This window comes from Rhodococcus sp. WAY2, assembly GCF_009859915.1.
In the GTDB taxonomy this organism is placed as follows: domain Bacteria; phylum Actinomycetota; class Actinomycetes; order Mycobacteriales; family Mycobacteriaceae; genus Rhodococcus_F; species Rhodococcus_F oxybenzonivorans.
Genome location: NZ_CP046572.1, coordinates 4,994,076 through 5,008,239, shown reverse-complemented (window position 1 = coordinate 5,008,239; position 14,164 = coordinate 4,994,076). Strand labels below are relative to the sequence as shown.

Here is a 14,164-nt window from a genome sequence, read left to right as displayed (position 1 = left end):
TCACTGCGCAGGCAGCCACGCCCCGTGAAGTCCTGCAGGCACCCGGATAGGCAACCGCACCTTGGCCATCGGCCCGGATCCGGGGTCTTCGGCAGGAAGCACGAAGAACCACGACGACATGTCGTTCCGGTCGGTGCCGATCATTCCCCAGTATTCGTGCTCGGCGCCCGGCATGAAGATCGGTTCGCCCACCGACACACTGCCCGGGTCCCAGTGACAGTGCGTGCCGCGGACGGTGTCGAAGAACCACAACGAATCCTGCCTGCCCCGGCTGACGTCGAGCTTGCCGACGGTGGCGATCGCGCGATGCGGTGCGGTGAGTTCGCGGTCGTCGATCCGGGGGAACTCGACGTCTCGGTCGGACATGACGTCCTTCGTCAGGTGTCCGGTCTCGGGATCGATGACGACGCGGACCAGTGACCCGGTCGAGGGGTCCGGCGCCTTGGCGAACCCACCGGGGTACGTCCACTCCACATAGTCGATGGACACCTTCCCGTCGGGCAGATCGAAGGCATTGGCGAAGTGCCACACCCAGTACGCATCGCACGTCAGCCAGCGCACGCGGCCGCCGTCGCGCGGAATCAGCGCGATACGCGTTCCCTCCTCGGGCCGCCAGTCGAGCACCGAACCACCGGTCAGCACCGCGGCCATGTCGAAGACGAGGGGACACAGCATCAACACGATGTACCGCCGCGTCAGCGCCATGTCGTGGATCATCAACGGCGTGTCCACGCCGTCGACCGCCGTCGGCGGGCGGGCCGCCGACCCGTCCGCGGCCACCACCGACCAGGTGAGATACGGGGCCTCGAGCATGTAATTGAACAGCACCATCTCGCCGGTCACCGGGTCGATTTTGGGGTGGGCGGTGCTCCCGACGGACATCGCGCCGTCGCAGTTGTCCGGTCCGAGCGTGCTCAGGTCCTTGGGATTCAACCGGTACGGCAGGCTGGTTTCCGCCATTGCCAGCAGGCGCCCGCCGTGCCGCACCACGTTGATGTCCGGTAGTTCGCGCGGTCTGCCCGCGAGTTCGGGCCCCACTTCCTCCACCCCGGGCGTGTACAGGTCGGTGACGCCCGGCCAGATGACGTGTCCCGCCTTCTCCTCCGCCTCCACCATCGGCGTGCGGACGAATCGGTTGGTGTAGCGAGCGATACCGTCGGCGACTTCGACGCGATGCACCATGCCGTCGCCGTCGAGGGGATAGATGTAGCTGCCGATCGGGTCGAAGCGTGGATTCGGTCCGTTGCGGAGGTAGGCACCCTGAAGATCGCCGGGCAGTTCGCCGATCACGTCGAGGCCGCCCACGTCCACCTCCTCGCGCTGGGGCTCGAATACGCCTGTGAGGTGGCTGTGGTGCACGACGTCGACGGGTGCGGGACGGATGAATTCCGGTGCGGACATCTTTCTCGTGCCTCCGGGTGACTGTGGGCGTCGGCCGAATCGGACCTCTTGTCGAGGGTACGGTGACCTTCCTCACATGTGCCTGCTTTTTCGCGGGTCGACCACCTCCGACCAGGGCGCTCGTACCGACCAGTAGAAATCGAGTTGCCCAGAGGTGGGAGAATGGCGGTCGTGAGCAACCCAGACCACGGCCATCACCGCACACCGCCACGCACGCTGGAGCAGTCGACCAAGCTCCAGAACGTGCTGTACGAGATTCGTGGACCGGTACACGCCCACGCCGCCCGGCTCGAGGCGGAGGGCCACCGGATCCTCAAGCTCAACATCGGCAACCCCGCGCCGTTCGGTTTCGACGCGCCCGACGTGATCATGCGCGACATGATCGCGGCGCTCCCCTATGCGCAGGGTTACTCCGAGTCGAAGGGCATCCTGTCGGCCCGTCGGGCGATCGTCACCCGCTACGAACTGGTGCCCGGCTTTCCCGAGCTCGATGTCGACGACATCTACCTGGGTAACGGTGTCTCCGAGCTCATCACCATGACGATGCAGGCCCTGCTCGACAACGGTGACGAGGTGCTGATTCCCGCACCGGACTACCCGCTGTGGACGGCCATGACCAGCCTGGCCGGCGGCACTCCCGTCCACTACCTCTGCGACGAGGGCAACGACTGGAATCCCGACATCGCGGACATCGAGTCGAAGATCACCGAGAAGACCAAGGCGCTGCTGGTCATCAACCCGAACAATCCCACGGGTGCGGTGTATTCGATGGAGGTGCTGCAGCAACTGGTCGACCTGGCGCGTAAGCATCACCTGCTGCTGTTGGCGGACGAGATCTACGACAAGATCCTCTACGACGACGCCAAGCACATTTCGCTGGCCACGCTCGCGCCCGACCTGCTGTGCCTGACCTTCAACGGCCTGTCGAAGGCGTACCGGGTGGCGGGATACCGCTCCGGTTGGGTCGCCGTCACCGGCCCCAAGGCGCATGCTGCGGGCTTCCTCGAGGGGCTGGACCTGCTGGCGTCCACCCGGCTGTGCCCCAACGTTCCCGGTCAGCACGCCATCCAGGTGGCGCTCGGCGGTCACCAGAGCATCGAAGATCTGATTCTGCCCGGCGGGCGACTGCTCGAGCAGCGGGACGTGGCGTGGGAGCGGCTCAACATGATCCCCGGGGTCTCCTGCGTCAAGCCCCGAGGTGCGCTGTACGCGTTCCCCCGCCTGGACCCCAACGTGTACGAAATCTACGACGACGAGAAGCTGGTCCAGGACCTACTCCTGCAGGAGAAGATCCTGATGGTGCAGGGCACAGGGTTCAACTGGCCGGACCACGACCATCTGCGGATCGTGACACTGCCGTGGGCTCGCGATCTCGCTGTGGCCATCGAGCGGTTCGGTAATTTCCTCACCAGCTACAAGCAGTAGGATCGGGGCACAGCAAGCGACACGCGCGTCGCTTGCGTGTCTTCCGGGGGAACACATGGTCACCAGCACCCGCGCGCGTTTCGGACAGTTCGTCTACAAGCGACGGCGTTTGCTGAACCTCACGCAGGACCAGGTCACGGCTGCCGGTGGTCCGTCCGACGCGGCGCAGACCCGCGCCGAGAACGGGACCGGGCCGGACCCGAGCATCGAGACTCTCCGCAAACTGGATGTCGCGCTGCGCTGGGCCCCCGGGAGCGCTGCCAGGACGCTCGAGGGCGGCAGTCCTACTCCCCTCGAGGCCCTGGACGCTGAAGAGCGGTCGGCGCCGTCCCGCCCGCTGACGCTGGGGCCGTCCGAGATTCCACTGAGCCTGGACACGATCATCGAGATCCTCGGCCCTCACACCCGGATCACCAAGCTGAGTGCGGCACACCCGGAGGTCCCGGGATTGGCCGACGCCGCTGCCGACCTCAGCCGGGTGGTGTCGAAAATCACCGGCGCCTACGTCACCCGTTTGCTCGAGGTCAACGGAGGTCCGGCCGGCCCCCGACAGCCACTGATCGAGTTCGCCTTCGGCCATCTGCTCGAGGAACCCTCCACCGCGGACGACCCGCACGAGCGGGAGGAAGCCCTCTACCGCCGCTTCCTCTACGGGCGGGAAGAGGGCCTGGATGCCGCCACACGCGAGCGCTTCTGGCGCCGATGGGAAGACGCGGTGAGACTTAAAGACACCGACCACCCGGAACGTAGCGGCGACACGGAGGTGACAGCATGAACGGCGTGCCACTGTCGGTGCGGGTCAACCGCCTCTTCGCGCTGGCCCACGAACTCGACGATCCGGAGCCCGGGACAGAGATCGTCGCCGCGAGCGTTTCCCGCATACTCGGGAGGACCGTGGATCCTTCGGTGATCGATTCGTTGCGGCGCGGCGAGGAGCACGCGGCCCAGGCAGAGGTGCTCCGGGCGGTCGCCCAGCACTTTTCCGCACCCGAGCAGTACCTTGCCGCCGACGGGTACGGCGATTACGACACTCTCGTGCGCTTCAAGATCGCCGTTCGGGACGCCGGCGTGCAGCATCTGTCCATGCGCTCGCTCGATGCCGCCGCGCTCCCGACTGCCGACGAGATGGAATCCTTGATCCCGGTTCTGGAGAACTTGCGGCGAACCCCCGGCCGCCCGGCGTAGCCCTATCCGGCGGTCGTCACACGGTCATCCGGGACGGGAGCTGCTTGCGCCCACCGAACTGCGGTAGCCGCCGCTCCCACAGTGTTGCGGCCACCTGTTCGGCGTCGTGCCAGTGATCGGCCAGCTTCGCCAGCTCCCACGGTTCGCCGCCGATGTCGGACGACCACGAGTGTGCTTGCACGCCGGTGCCGTGTGCCGAGTGGCCGGCGATGCGGGCTCTGCACGCCAGGTGTAATCGGGTGGCCACGATCAGGGGCGCTGCACTGCCCGCCTGGTTGCCCAGTTCGAACACCACGTGCCGGTCCAGGATGAGGATTGCGTCTCGGATCTCGACGCCCATCCGGTCCATACGATCGTCGGCCGACAAGGTGCGGCGGTCTTTGGGGCGTAGTTCGAGCACCACTTCCGGGACGGCTTCCGTCAACGTTCGCCACATCGGCAGTAGCCGCCTGGAAACTCGCCACGAACGGTACCGTCGACCGGCCGCCCGCAGCGCGGGTCCCAACGCGATCAGGGCTCCGGCCGACACTGCGAACAGCCGGATGAAGGCCCCCGAGTCGTAGTGTGTTTCGGTGAAGGTGGTGCCGTCGCTGACGGCCTTGCTGACGCCCGTCACCATGACGGTTGCCATGTCGGCCATTTCGAACAGGGACAATCCGATGACGGCCAGGAAGATGCGGCGCTCGCGCCCGGCCACCGCGCTCCGCACCGCTTTCAGCGAGATCCACAGGTTGAGGCTTGCGGCCGCGAAGATCGGTGACGCATAGGTGAGGCAATATGCCGCGAAACGCCAGCCGCCTTCGTCCGCGAGTGAAACTCCCCGCGAACGCGCAGGCGCGCTCAGAACGACCATGATGGCCCCCGCGACGAGCGCCGCCGACAACGCGTACACATGAATTCGGGGAAGTTTCTCGGAACCCAGTGCCCACACGGAGAACAGGCTGATCAGCGATGCGGCGGTCAGCATGATGCAGACATTGCCGAGGACTCGCGTGAGTCCGTAACCGAATTGGCCGTCGACGAGGTCGCGGATCGCCGGACGCCCGAGGACGAGCGACAGCGACGCGAAGACGAGCGCCGCATTCAACCGGCGCTCGGCGACCGTCGATCGGACGAGGAGCAGCCGGAGAATGGTTGTCGCCCAGGCAATCGACAACAGAGGCAACGTCACGTAGGCGGGAGGCGCGTACACGAGCTCAGAACGTTCCGAGTATCCGCGAGGCCCGCGGGTCACCGCCGGTGTCGCACATCGTCGATCGCCGTCCGCTCATGATGAGCGTGGCGAGAAGCTCCGCGTCGTATTCCTGGTCGTTCGAGTAGTTGGAGCGACCGAACACCTTGACCACGTCCGTCGTGTCCACGGACGGCGCCGCCTCGGCGAGGACTCTCGAGTCGACGGAGGTATCACCGATCGCAGTGCGATCGTGGCCGAGTTCCATGTGCGCCAGCTCGTGGCAGATGATGTGCGTGGCGTGTACGTCCGATGTCCCGGCAGCGTAGAGGATGACGTCGTCGGTTGCCCGCGCGAGCCAGAGGCCGAAATGACCGCCGCGGACGAGCGCGTGCGCAACCGGAACGACGAGGATGGGGCGTCTGCGCCGCCGCGCGACGCTGTTCACCAATTCGTCCCTGTTCCAGGGCACGGGAAGGTCCATCTGCGCCACGATCCGGCGAAGATGGTTCCTGGACCGCGGCAGCCGCGAAATGCGCATGGTGACACCTCCGAACGGCTGTAATCCTAGGCCGTCGGGTCGGCAGATCACGACACGGTGCGCGAATTGACGTACCCGGTTGACGAATACCCCCACCGTGTCGGTAGATTGGCAGACGGCACCTCGAGTGCCGCGAGCACCTGTCGCCCCTCCCCCCCTGTGGGCGTCAGGTCGGTGGCGGGGTCAACCCCCCCTGTACCCCGCCACCCAGCTCGGCACTTCTCTCAGCAGGCCGTCACTTCTCTCGGCAGGGCGTCGGGGCTCTCGTCAGGGCCAGCCGGAACCCACCCCTCGTTTCGGGATTCCAACCCTTCCTTCGCAGATCTCAGCGTTCGCTGCGTAATAACTGCAGCGCGCCACGCATCGATATCTAACCACACTGGCGACATCTAGGCGACACGAGAGCAATACCAACCAGATATTGCGGCAACACATGCATCTCCCGTCACTCCAGCCACAAAAGAGAGCGATGATCTCCGGCTACCCTGTGTGCGTGCGGAGACTATCCAGCCGGCAGCCGACGCGGTACCGCCGATGAGCGACTTTCACGGCCACGGCCACGGTCACGGCCACAGCGGCGGCCCGGTACCGGTGGGGCCCGTCGCCGCGAAGGTGGTGATCGGGCTCCTGGTGGTCATCGGCATCGCCGTGCTGATCGGTGCGATCGCGCTGTGGCCGAGCAAGCAGGACGTCGCCGTGGATCTGCCTTTCCAGAGCGCACAGGGCGGCGTGGCGGTCACCGAGGCAGGCACGGTGACCATGCAGAACATCGGCCCCTGCGGCAGTTCCTCCGCGGGGCGCGCGTTCACCGGTTCTCCCGTGCCCCCTCCGACGGACGCGTACGAGTGCCAGCGAAGCATCGTCGACATCGAGTCCGGTCCCAACGCCGGCACCCAGACGTTGCTCGAAATCATCCCGGGCCCCGGACAACCCGACCTCAGGGTCGGGGAGAGCATTCGTCTCTCCCGGCAGACCGATGTGAACGGGACGACGGAATATTCGTTCGAGGACTACGCCCGCGGCTGGCCGGTCACACTCATCGCGCTGACGTTCGCCGTCGTCGTCATCGTCGTGGCTCGGTGGCGGGGACTTCGGGCGCTGGTCGGCATCGTGGTTTCGTTCGGGGTGCTCGTTCTTTTCATGCTTCCCGCACTGCTGGACGGCAAGCCGGCGATACCGGTGGCTCTCGTGTCCGGAGCGATCATCCTGTACGCCGTGTTGTACCTGGCGCACGGCGTATCGCTACGTACGAGTTCCGCGCTGCTGGGCACACTCGCATCGATGCTCCTCGCGGCGGTCCTCTCCTATGTCACGATCGTGATGACGCAGCTGACAGGACTTTCCGAGGAGCAGAACACCAACGTCCAGGCCTATATCCAGCACGTCAGCATCACGGGTCTTCTTCTGGCGGGCTTCATCATCGGCTCGCTCGGTGTGCTCAACGACGTCACCATCACGCAGGCCGCGTCGGCGTTCGAACTCGCTTCGCTCGACCCCGACGCATCACGACGCCAGATCTTCGGTTCGGCGATGCGCGTGGGCCGCGACCACATTGCCAGCACGGTGTACACGCTGGTACTCGCCTACGCCGGTGGTGCGCTTCCCCTTCTACTGGTGTTCAGTGTCGCGGGGCGGTCGATCCAGGACGTGTTGCTCAGTGACGCGGTGTCCATCGAGATCGTGCGCTCGGCGGTCGGCGGTATCGCGCTCGCACTGTCCGTGCCGTTGACGACCGCCATCGCGGTGGTACTGGCACGCCCGCTCGGATCTCGGAGCGGCGGAAACAGGAACAGCGGCAGAGGCAACCCGCAGTTCCGCACCGCCGCACCTTCGCGAGGCGGCCGCCACTCGAAGTGAGGCCGGCTTCAGTTGAGGATGCCGGCCACCTGCAGCGCGATGATCAGGAGGGCCGCGGCCATCAGCCCGTAGACGGTGAGCATCGCCACCTTCTCCGCGGTCTCGCTGGTGGGCGGAAACATCCTGAGGATCGGCTTGTAGTACGCGACGGGAAGACTGCCGTCGCGCGTGCTACCGGACGAGAAGTTTCGTGTATTCGGGGTGTGGTACGACCCCGCGGGGGTGACAGTCACTGCACACTTCCTTCCTGCGCGACCTGGGTTCGACGCCGCCCGGACTCGGACAGTGCGAGAACCACATTCCATGGTAGGCGTGCAGAGCGCTTCGCCACCACGGGGAAAGTCGCGAAGTGCGGAGGTTATGTGCCGGGGATTCTCGGCAGCGGGGGCAGCTGCAGGGGTGGCAACTGGAACTGCGGAAACCCCGGGAACACCGGTGCGGGCGGTGGCGGCAAGGGTTCGGGCTCCGGTTCCGGAATCTGGATCCGGGACGCGGTCGCCGCGGGCTCCTCGACGACTTCGGTCGGAGGTGGCGGCGGCGCCGTCGGTGACGGAGTCGCCATCTCGGTCACCGCGGGGAGCTTCGCTTTCGGCTGAGTGGTAACCGGCTGGGACGTGCCCTCCGTGCTGTTGAGCAGGGTGCTGCCGTAACCGAGTCCGAGGCCGATCAGTGCGATGACGGCCAATGCCCCACTTGCGAGCGCGGCACCCCGGATCTGGACCTTTGCTACGCGCTGACTCGGTGGTGGCGCCGCCGCACTCAACCACGACGGCGTACTCGAGAGCCCGCTACTGCGTCCGCCCGACGGACCCGGCGCCTGGCGCGGGACGGAGGCGTCGTCGTAGTCGAGGGGCAGCACGGTGGGGCCGGCGGGAACAGCAGCATAGGGACTCATCGTTGCGTCGACGCCCGGTGGTGGGAGGACAGTGACGCCACCGGGCGCCTGCTGTTGCTGCGCCCGTTGCGCCAGGAGCGCTGCGCCCTGTGCTGCGACGAGTTCGGGGTGGTCCGGCACGATGACGGGCAATGCCAGCCAGGATTCGAGGACGGCGCGCACCAACGGGATCCGCGCCCCACCGCCGGTGAGAACCACGGCGTCGGGGATTCGCCCCGACCGAGCGATCACATCCCGAGCCAGGCGGGCAGAGGACTCGACGGTGACGCCGATGAGGGAATCGAACACATCGCGCGACAGCAGCAGCAAGCCGCCGTCCCCGGGCACCGCGACAGCGCCGCCGACGGACAGCCGTTCCTTGGCCTCCCGGCAACGGAGGTCCAGGGCGTGGCTCGCGGCGGCGTCGTGCGGCGTGGAGATGCGCTTGTTGACCAACTGGTTGTCGCGGATCAGCCGGTCGAAGAGGTCACCGCTCACGGTGTCGGTACGGGTGCTTTCCACCACGGCGCCGGTTTCCCGGTCGACGACACTGACGGTGAGGCCGGAACTGCCGAGGTCGTAGAACACCAGCGTCGAGTGGTCACCCAACGCGCCCGCAGCGTCGAGCACTGTCAGCGCCGCGGAAGCCTCGGGAACGAGTTGATAGTTCCCGAGCTGTTGGCGTGCCATCGCCGCCTGCACGGCGCCTGCCTGCGCCTCGTCGCGATACGCCACACCGGTGGCATGCACCTCGCGGTTGTCGAATCCCCCGGCCAGTACGACGCCGATCGATTCGGCGGCGAGGTCCTCGGGCAGTTCCCGCCCCGCGGCGACCACCTGGGCACGGAAGTCGGGTAACACGCGGTGTCCCGAGTCCTCGCGGGTCACGGAGTCGGGTCGTGCCAACCGCACAGCGCTTGCACCAACCGAAACTCCGAGAACCGAACTCATGGGCCGCCTTACTCGACTGTGCACGGGTCCGTGTGATGGAATCCCCCACTCCATTGCCCCGCAGTCTAACGAAAGGCATCACCGGGGCAACCGGGCAGCCCGGGAGGGAACGGTTAGCCGGCTGCTCAGGAGTTGCTCGCGATGATCACCCCGGCGATACCCGTACCGAGGGGAACAACCGTGCACGGGGGAACGGCCGCGTGAGCCGGATCGAGGGTGTTGAGGACGAGCTGCTGGGTGAAGGAGTCGTACGGCAGGTTGAAGTGCCCGGTCTGGTCGAGCGGGCACAAATCCTGGACGAGGATGTTCGTTGCGCCGGGGTCGCGTAACTCCACATTGGTGTACGGCTGGATCACCTCGTCGTACCGCGTCCCGATGGTCGTGTACTCGACGCCGGGTACGGTGTCACCGCCGCTGTTGAGCCGGGTGAGGAACTCGGAGCCCTCCACCTGTTCGGCCAGCGCCTCCGAGCCGAACCCTTCGATCAATTGGGTGCCGCCCGGCAGTGACACCACAGCGGTGGCGATGCCGAAGAAGGTTCCGCCGTAGGAGGGCGAGGCCAGACCGATCCACCGATCCACTTCGGCCGCTCCGCCGAGCTCTTTGATGTAGTACCTCGCTACGGTCGCGCCCTGGGAGTGTCCGACGATGTCGACCTCGTCGGCGCCGGTCGTGGACAGCACGTCGTCGACGAACTCCGCGAGCTCGTGTGCGCCGACCGTCATGGGCTGCATCCCGAAGTGGTCGGTTCCGGCCTCGCGGCCGTAGTTCAGCGCGAAGAGGCAGAACCCGGCGGCCTTCAGTTTCGGGCTCAGGCCCGCCCAGTTGGAGTATGCGCTGCCGTCGCTCCCGTGCACGAGGACCACGGGGGCGGGATGTTCGGGACCGGGACGGCAGGAGAAGTCGTTGACGCCGGGGGGTGCGGAACCGGGGTTGTCCTTCGAGTACCGGATCGCTGCGCCGGCGTCGGACTGTGCCGGACCCGGCCGAGTCGGGATTTCGGCCGCGTGGACGGGGACCGCACCGAGCAGGCAGACGAGCGCACCGAGCAGTGCTGTTGCGAATCCGACCCGGAACTTCGCCATCGCCTCGCCCTCCGTAGCGGCGAGATCAACGTTATCCCCTGCCCAGCCCCCGGTACACCCATCCCGCGTCCCGCCACTGCTGGGCGTCGAGGCAGTTGCGGCCGTCCACCATCACGCGGGCTCGGACCACTCCGGCGAGATCGTCCGGCTTCAGGGCCGCGAATTCGGCCCATTCCGTGAGAACCAGTACCGCATCGGCGTTTTCGCAGGCTTCGGCGACCGAGGTGGCGTAGTTGAGAGTCGGGAAGAGGCGCCGCGAGTTGTCGAGTGCCTTGGGGTCGTACACGCTCACGACTGCGCCGTGTAGTTGCATCATCCCCGCGACATTGAGGGCGGGAGAATCACGGACGTCGTCGGACTCCGGTTTGAACGCTGCGCCCAGCACCGCGACGTTGGCGCCCAGCAACGAGCCACCGCACACCTGTGCTGCCAGTTCCACCATCCGCGTACGCCTGCGCATGTTGATGCTGTCGACCTCGCGAAGAAAATGCAGTGCCTGGTTGGCGCCGAGTTCACCGGCCCTGGCCATGAAGGCGCGAATGTCCTTGGGCAGGCAACCGCCGCCGAATCCCAGTCCGGCGTTGAGGAAGCGCCGGCCGATGCGCGCGTCGTAGCCGAGCGCATCGGCGAGCTGGGTGACGTCTGCGCCGGTGGCCTCGCACACTTCGGAGATGGCGTTGATGAAGGAGATCTTGGTGGCGAGAAACGCGTTCGCCGAGACCTTGACCAGCTCGGCGGTTGCCAGGTCGGTGACCAGGAAGGGAATGTCCTCGGCGAGCAGTGGGGCGTACAGCTGACGCAACTGCGTCTCCACACTCCCGGGTCGGTCCCGGTCGACTCCCAGCACCATTCGGTCGGGGTGCAGGGTGTCCTGGACGGCGAACCCTTCCCGCAGGAACTCGGGGTTCCACGCCACCTCGACGGTGTCCCCTGCAGGTGCCAGCGCCCGCGCCCTCGCGCCCAGTTCTGCCGCGGTTCCGACGGGCACCGTCGACTTGCCGACGATCACCGCGGGTCGGTCGAGGAGGGGCGCCAGGGTGTCGATCACCGAGTGCACGTGCCGCAGATCTGCGGCGTACTCCCCCTTCTTCTGCGGGGTGCCGACTCCCAGGAAGTGGAGGTCGGCGAACGCGGCGGCCTCGGTGTAGGAGGTGGTGAACTGCAGTCGCCCCGCCTCGATGTTGCGGCGGAGAACCTCGGCCAGGCCCGGCTCGTAGAACGGCACCTCACCGGCGGAGAGTTTCGCCACTTTTCCGGGATCGATGTCGACTCCCAGCACGTCGTGCCCAAGTTCCGCCATGCAGGCGGCATGGGTCGCTCCCAGGTATCCGGTTCCAAAGACGGTGCAGCGCATGCACCGTTGATATCCGGCGCGGGTGAGCAGGGCATTTACCCGACTGATGTTCCAAGCCAACAGTGCGTGTACGCGCGGTGCAGACCGAGACCCTATGCTTCGCCCATGCATGTTCTCTTCGTCTGCACCGGAAACGTCTGTCGTTCTCCTACGGCCGAGCGCCTCACCCTGGCATTCGCCGAGGAGCTCGGACTGACCGATCTCACTGCCGAAAGTGCAGGTACCCGCGCCATGGTGGGTCATCCGATGGAGCCGACCGCGGCCCAGGTACTCGAAGGACTCGGCGGCGATCCCAGCGGGTTCACGGCTCGGCGACTCACCGAGGACCTGGCGGTCGACGCCGACCTGGTGCTCACCATGACCGAGCGTCAGCGTGACAAGGTGCTGGCGATGGCTCCTGAGCAGTTGAAGAAGACCTTCACGTTGAGGGAGGCCGCACGACTTGCCGTGGCCGCAGATGCAAAGTCCGTTGCCGATCTGGCAGCAGCGCGGCCCAAGCACAGATCCGCAGACGGACCTGAAGACATCTCGGACCCGATCGGTCAGGACGAGGAAACATTCCTGGCCGTCGGGTCCGAGATAGCCGACCTACTGGGTGTCTTGACGCGCAGCGTCCGGAACTACTGACGCGCAGCGTCCGGAACTACTGACGCGGAGCGTCCGGCCCGGACGCATCCTCCCCGTCTTCGCGGTATCGCCGAGCGCGCCGCGGAGCGGGGGGCTGCGCGGTGTAGGCGTGCGAATTCACTCGCTCCACCCAATCGGTGTCGTGTTCTTGTTCGAGCACCTGGTGGGCCTGCGTTTCCACATATTCGGAGCCCGAGTGGTGTCCATTTCCGGCCGGCGCGGAGTTGCGGGCCGGCGGCGCCGCCGGAGCCGGGGCGGCGTGGACCGGCTGCGGTGGAGTCTGCACCGCGGCCTCGGCCCGCTGCATCTGCGGCAGCGACTTGTCCGTCTCGTAGTAGTACTTGTATTCGTAGACTCCCTTGCCGCGGCTCGGCGTCATCGTGATGATCGTGCCGAGGATGGTGGCGCCCACGCTGTGCAGGTTTCCGACGGCGCGGGTCAACTGCTCGCGCTTGGTTTCGCCGTGCCGGGCGATTACCAGCGCGCCGTCCGACATGGCGGTGAGAACGGTGGCGTCGGTCACCGGGAGGAGCGGAGACGCGTCGACGATGACGTAGTCGAAACGTTCGCGTAGGTCGGCGAGAACCTGTCGCGCCGTGGCCGTTCCGAGCAACTCGCTCGGGTTCGGAGGGATCGGCCCGGACGCGAGGACGGTCAATCCCTGGTACGAAGTCGGCTGGAGCACCCCGTCCAGAGTCGCCTGTCCCGCCAGCACGCTACTGAGACCGACGGATCCGACAACGCCCAGATACTTGGACACGCGGGGCTTCCGGAGATCGCCTTCGACAAGGCATACGGACTTGCCGCCCTCGGCGAGGACCAACGCGATGTTGATGGCCGTGGTCGTCTTGCCCTCTGTGGGAAGCGAACTGGTGACCACGATGACCCGGGGCGGGTTGTCGACCTCGAGGAACTGCAGGTTGGTACGAAGTTCTCGGTATGCCTCCGCGCTCGACGAGTGGCCCTCCGCGAAATTGATGGGCTGCTGGGTCTGCCGATCCTTGTCGAACGGGATGGTGCCGATCATCGCGGAGCCGGCCAGCTCTTCCACCGTACGGCGGTCTTTCACCGTGTTGTCGAGGCGATCACGCAGTACCGCGAGGGCAATACCGAGCAGGAGGCCGACTGCGGCACCGAGCGCGAGATTACGCAGTGTCTTCGGGGAGACGGGCGTCGACGGCGTCTGCGCCTGCTGTTCGACGACAACGCGCGCGGCCGGTGCGCCGCCCCGTTCGGGTGTTTCGAGTTCACGGACCATGACCACGAATTCGTCGGACATCGCATTGGCGATGTCACGGGCACGCTCGGGTGAGGGGTCCTGCACCTTCAGGTCGACGAGGACGGTGTCGGGTGCGGAGGTGGCCTTGACCTGATTGGCGAGCTCGGCCGGTGTCTCGGTGAGACCCAGCTTGTCGATGGTGCGCTGCGCGAGAGTCTGACCGGTCAGCAATTTGGTGTAAGACGCCACGCGTTGCTGCGAGTACAGGTTTCCCTGGTAGAGCTCATTGACCGACGAGCCCGCCGAGGTGGAGACGAACAACCGGGTGGAGGCTTCATGCAGGGGCGTGGTGAGCAGTGAGGCACCGAGCGCCCCGAGGATCGCCACCACCGTGGTGATGGCGATGATTTTCCATCGTGCCTGCAGAATGCGCAGGTAGTCCTGGATTTCCATGTTCGAGTCTCCCATCGAGTT

The 14,164-nt window shown here is 66.4% G+C and carries 13 protein-coding genes; 5 read left to right on the top strand and 8 right to left on the bottom strand.

The window, feature by feature from the left end:
• Positions 1-1,401 (bottom strand): carotenoid oxygenase family protein, encoded by a 1,401-nt coding sequence (locus GFS60_RS22580; RefSeq protein ID WP_159924756.1) that lies wholly within the window; start codon positions 1,399-1,401, stop codon positions 1-3.
• Between the two features lie 162 nt (positions 1,402-1,563).
• Here GFS60_RS22580 and GFS60_RS22575 point away from each other — a divergent pair, with 162 nt between their 5' ends.
• The 3 genes from GFS60_RS22575 to GFS60_RS22565 are packed head-to-tail and all read left to right on the top strand — an operon-like array spanning position 1,564 to position 4,011.
• On the top strand, positions 1,564-2,826 hold the full coding sequence (locus GFS60_RS22575) for a pyridoxal phosphate-dependent aminotransferase (RefSeq protein ID WP_109332866.1): 1,263 nt from the start codon (positions 1,564-1,566) through the stop codon (positions 2,824-2,826).
• Between the two features lie 55 nt (positions 2,827-2,881).
• Entirely contained in the window at positions 2,882-3,601 is a 720-nt protein-coding gene (locus tag GFS60_RS22570) for a helix-turn-helix domain-containing protein (protein WP_159924754.1), read from the top strand.
• Entirely contained in the window at positions 3,598-4,011 is a 414-nt protein-coding gene (locus GFS60_RS22565; protein WP_159924752.1) for a hypothetical protein, read from the top strand. Before GFS60_RS22570 ends, GFS60_RS22565 begins: the two co-directional genes overlap by 4 nt.
• A gap of 16 nt (positions 4,012-4,027) precedes the next feature.
• Here the strand turns inward: GFS60_RS22565 and GFS60_RS22560 are convergent, their stop codons facing one another.
• Positions 4,028-5,203, bottom strand: a complete 1,176-nt coding sequence (locus tag GFS60_RS22560; RefSeq protein ID WP_159924750.1) for an MAB_1171c family putative transporter — start codon at positions 5,201-5,203, stop codon at positions 4,028-4,030.
• A gap of 4 nt (positions 5,204-5,207) precedes the next feature.
• Complete coding sequence (locus GFS60_RS22555; protein WP_159924748.1) at positions 5,208-5,723, bottom strand: hypothetical protein; 516 nt, start codon at positions 5,721-5,723, stop codon at positions 5,208-5,210.
• A gap of 534 nt (positions 5,724-6,257) precedes the next feature.
• On the opposite strand from GFS60_RS22555, the gene GFS60_RS22550 reads away from it, so the two are divergent.
• The gene (locus tag GFS60_RS22550) at positions 6,258-7,580 is read left to right on the top strand and encodes a YibE/F family protein (protein WP_159924746.1); all 1,323 of its coding nucleotides are present in this window, start codon (positions 6,258-6,260) and stop codon (positions 7,578-7,580) included.
• Between the two features lie 8 nt (positions 7,581-7,588).
• On the opposite strand, the gene GFS60_RS22545 is transcribed toward GFS60_RS22550, so the two are convergent.
• The 4 genes from GFS60_RS22545 to GFS60_RS22530 all read right to left on the bottom strand — a co-directional run bounded on the left by GFS60_RS22545 (position 7,589) and on the right by GFS60_RS22530 (position 11,844).
• A complete protein-coding gene (locus GFS60_RS22545; RefSeq protein WP_159924744.1) occupies positions 7,589-7,813 on the bottom strand; it encodes a hypothetical protein in 225 nt (74 codons plus the stop codon).
• A gap of 125 nt (positions 7,814-7,938) precedes the next feature.
• On the bottom strand, positions 7,939-9,405 hold the full coding sequence (locus tag GFS60_RS22540; protein ID WP_159924742.1) for an Hsp70 family protein: 1,467 nt from the start codon (positions 9,403-9,405) through the stop codon (positions 7,939-7,941).
• Between the two features lie 125 nt (positions 9,406-9,530).
• Positions 9,531-10,490 carry an esterase/lipase family protein gene (locus GFS60_RS22535; protein WP_159924740.1) on the bottom strand — a complete coding sequence of 320 codons (960 nt, stop codon included), beginning with the start codon at positions 10,488-10,490 and terminating at the stop codon, positions 9,531-9,533.
• Between the two features lie 31 nt (positions 10,491-10,521).
• The gene (locus tag GFS60_RS22530) at positions 10,522-11,844 is read right to left on the bottom strand and encodes a UDP-glucose dehydrogenase family protein (protein ID WP_159924738.1); all 1,323 of its coding nucleotides are present in this window, start codon (positions 11,842-11,844) and stop codon (positions 10,522-10,524) included.
• Between the two features lie 105 nt (positions 11,845-11,949).
• On the opposite strand from GFS60_RS22530, the gene GFS60_RS22525 reads away from it, so the two are divergent.
• Complete coding sequence (locus GFS60_RS22525) at positions 11,950-12,471, top strand: arsenate reductase/protein-tyrosine-phosphatase family protein (protein ID WP_159924736.1); 522 nt, start codon at positions 11,950-11,952, stop codon at positions 12,469-12,471.
• A gap of 16 nt (positions 12,472-12,487) precedes the next feature.
• Here GFS60_RS22525 and GFS60_RS22520 read toward each other — a convergent pair whose 3' ends face one another.
• Complete coding sequence (locus tag GFS60_RS22520; protein WP_159927464.1) at positions 12,488-14,143, bottom strand: polysaccharide biosynthesis tyrosine autokinase; 1,656 nt, start codon at positions 14,141-14,143, stop codon at positions 12,488-12,490.
• Positions 14,144-14,164 lie beyond the last annotated feature (21 nt).

Excerpts from the sequence above, each read along its gene's own strand:
- GFS60_RS22580 (WP_159924756.1), bottom strand. The coding sequence starts at position 1,401 with ATGTCCGCACCGGAATTCATCCGTCCCGCACCCGTCGACGTCGTGCAC.
- GFS60_RS22575 (WP_109332866.1), top strand. The coding sequence starts at position 1,564 with ATGGCGGTCGTGAGCAACCCAGACCACGGCCATCACCGCACACCGCCA.
- GFS60_RS22570 (WP_159924754.1), top strand. The coding sequence starts at position 2,882 with ATGGTCACCAGCACCCGCGCGCGTTTCGGACAGTTCGTCTACAAGCGA.
- GFS60_RS22565 (WP_159924752.1), top strand. The coding sequence starts at position 3,598 with ATGAACGGCGTGCCACTGTCGGTGCGGGTCAACCGCCTCTTCGCGCTG.
- GFS60_RS22555 (WP_159924748.1), bottom strand. The coding sequence starts at position 5,723 with ATGCGCATTTCGCGGCTGCCGCGGTCCAGGAACCATCTTCGCCGGATC.
- GFS60_RS22550 (WP_159924746.1), top strand. The coding sequence starts at position 6,258 with ATGAGCGACTTTCACGGCCACGGCCACGGTCACGGCCACAGCGGCGGC.
- GFS60_RS22540 (WP_159924742.1), bottom strand. The coding sequence starts at position 9,405 with ATGAGTTCGGTTCTCGGAGTTTCGGTTGGTGCAAGCGCTGTGCGGTTG.
- GFS60_RS22535 (WP_159924740.1), bottom strand. The coding sequence starts at position 10,490 with ATGGCGAAGTTCCGGGTCGGATTCGCAACAGCACTGCTCGGTGCGCTC.
- GFS60_RS22530 (WP_159924738.1), bottom strand. The coding sequence starts at position 11,844 with ATGCGCTGCACCGTCTTTGGAACCGGATACCTGGGAGCGACCCATGCC.
- GFS60_RS22525 (WP_159924736.1), top strand. The coding sequence starts at position 11,950 with ATGCATGTTCTCTTCGTCTGCACCGGAAACGTCTGTCGTTCTCCTACG.
- GFS60_RS22520 (WP_159927464.1), bottom strand. The coding sequence starts at position 14,143 with ATGGAAATCCAGGACTACCTGCGCATTCTGCAGGCACGATGGAAAATC.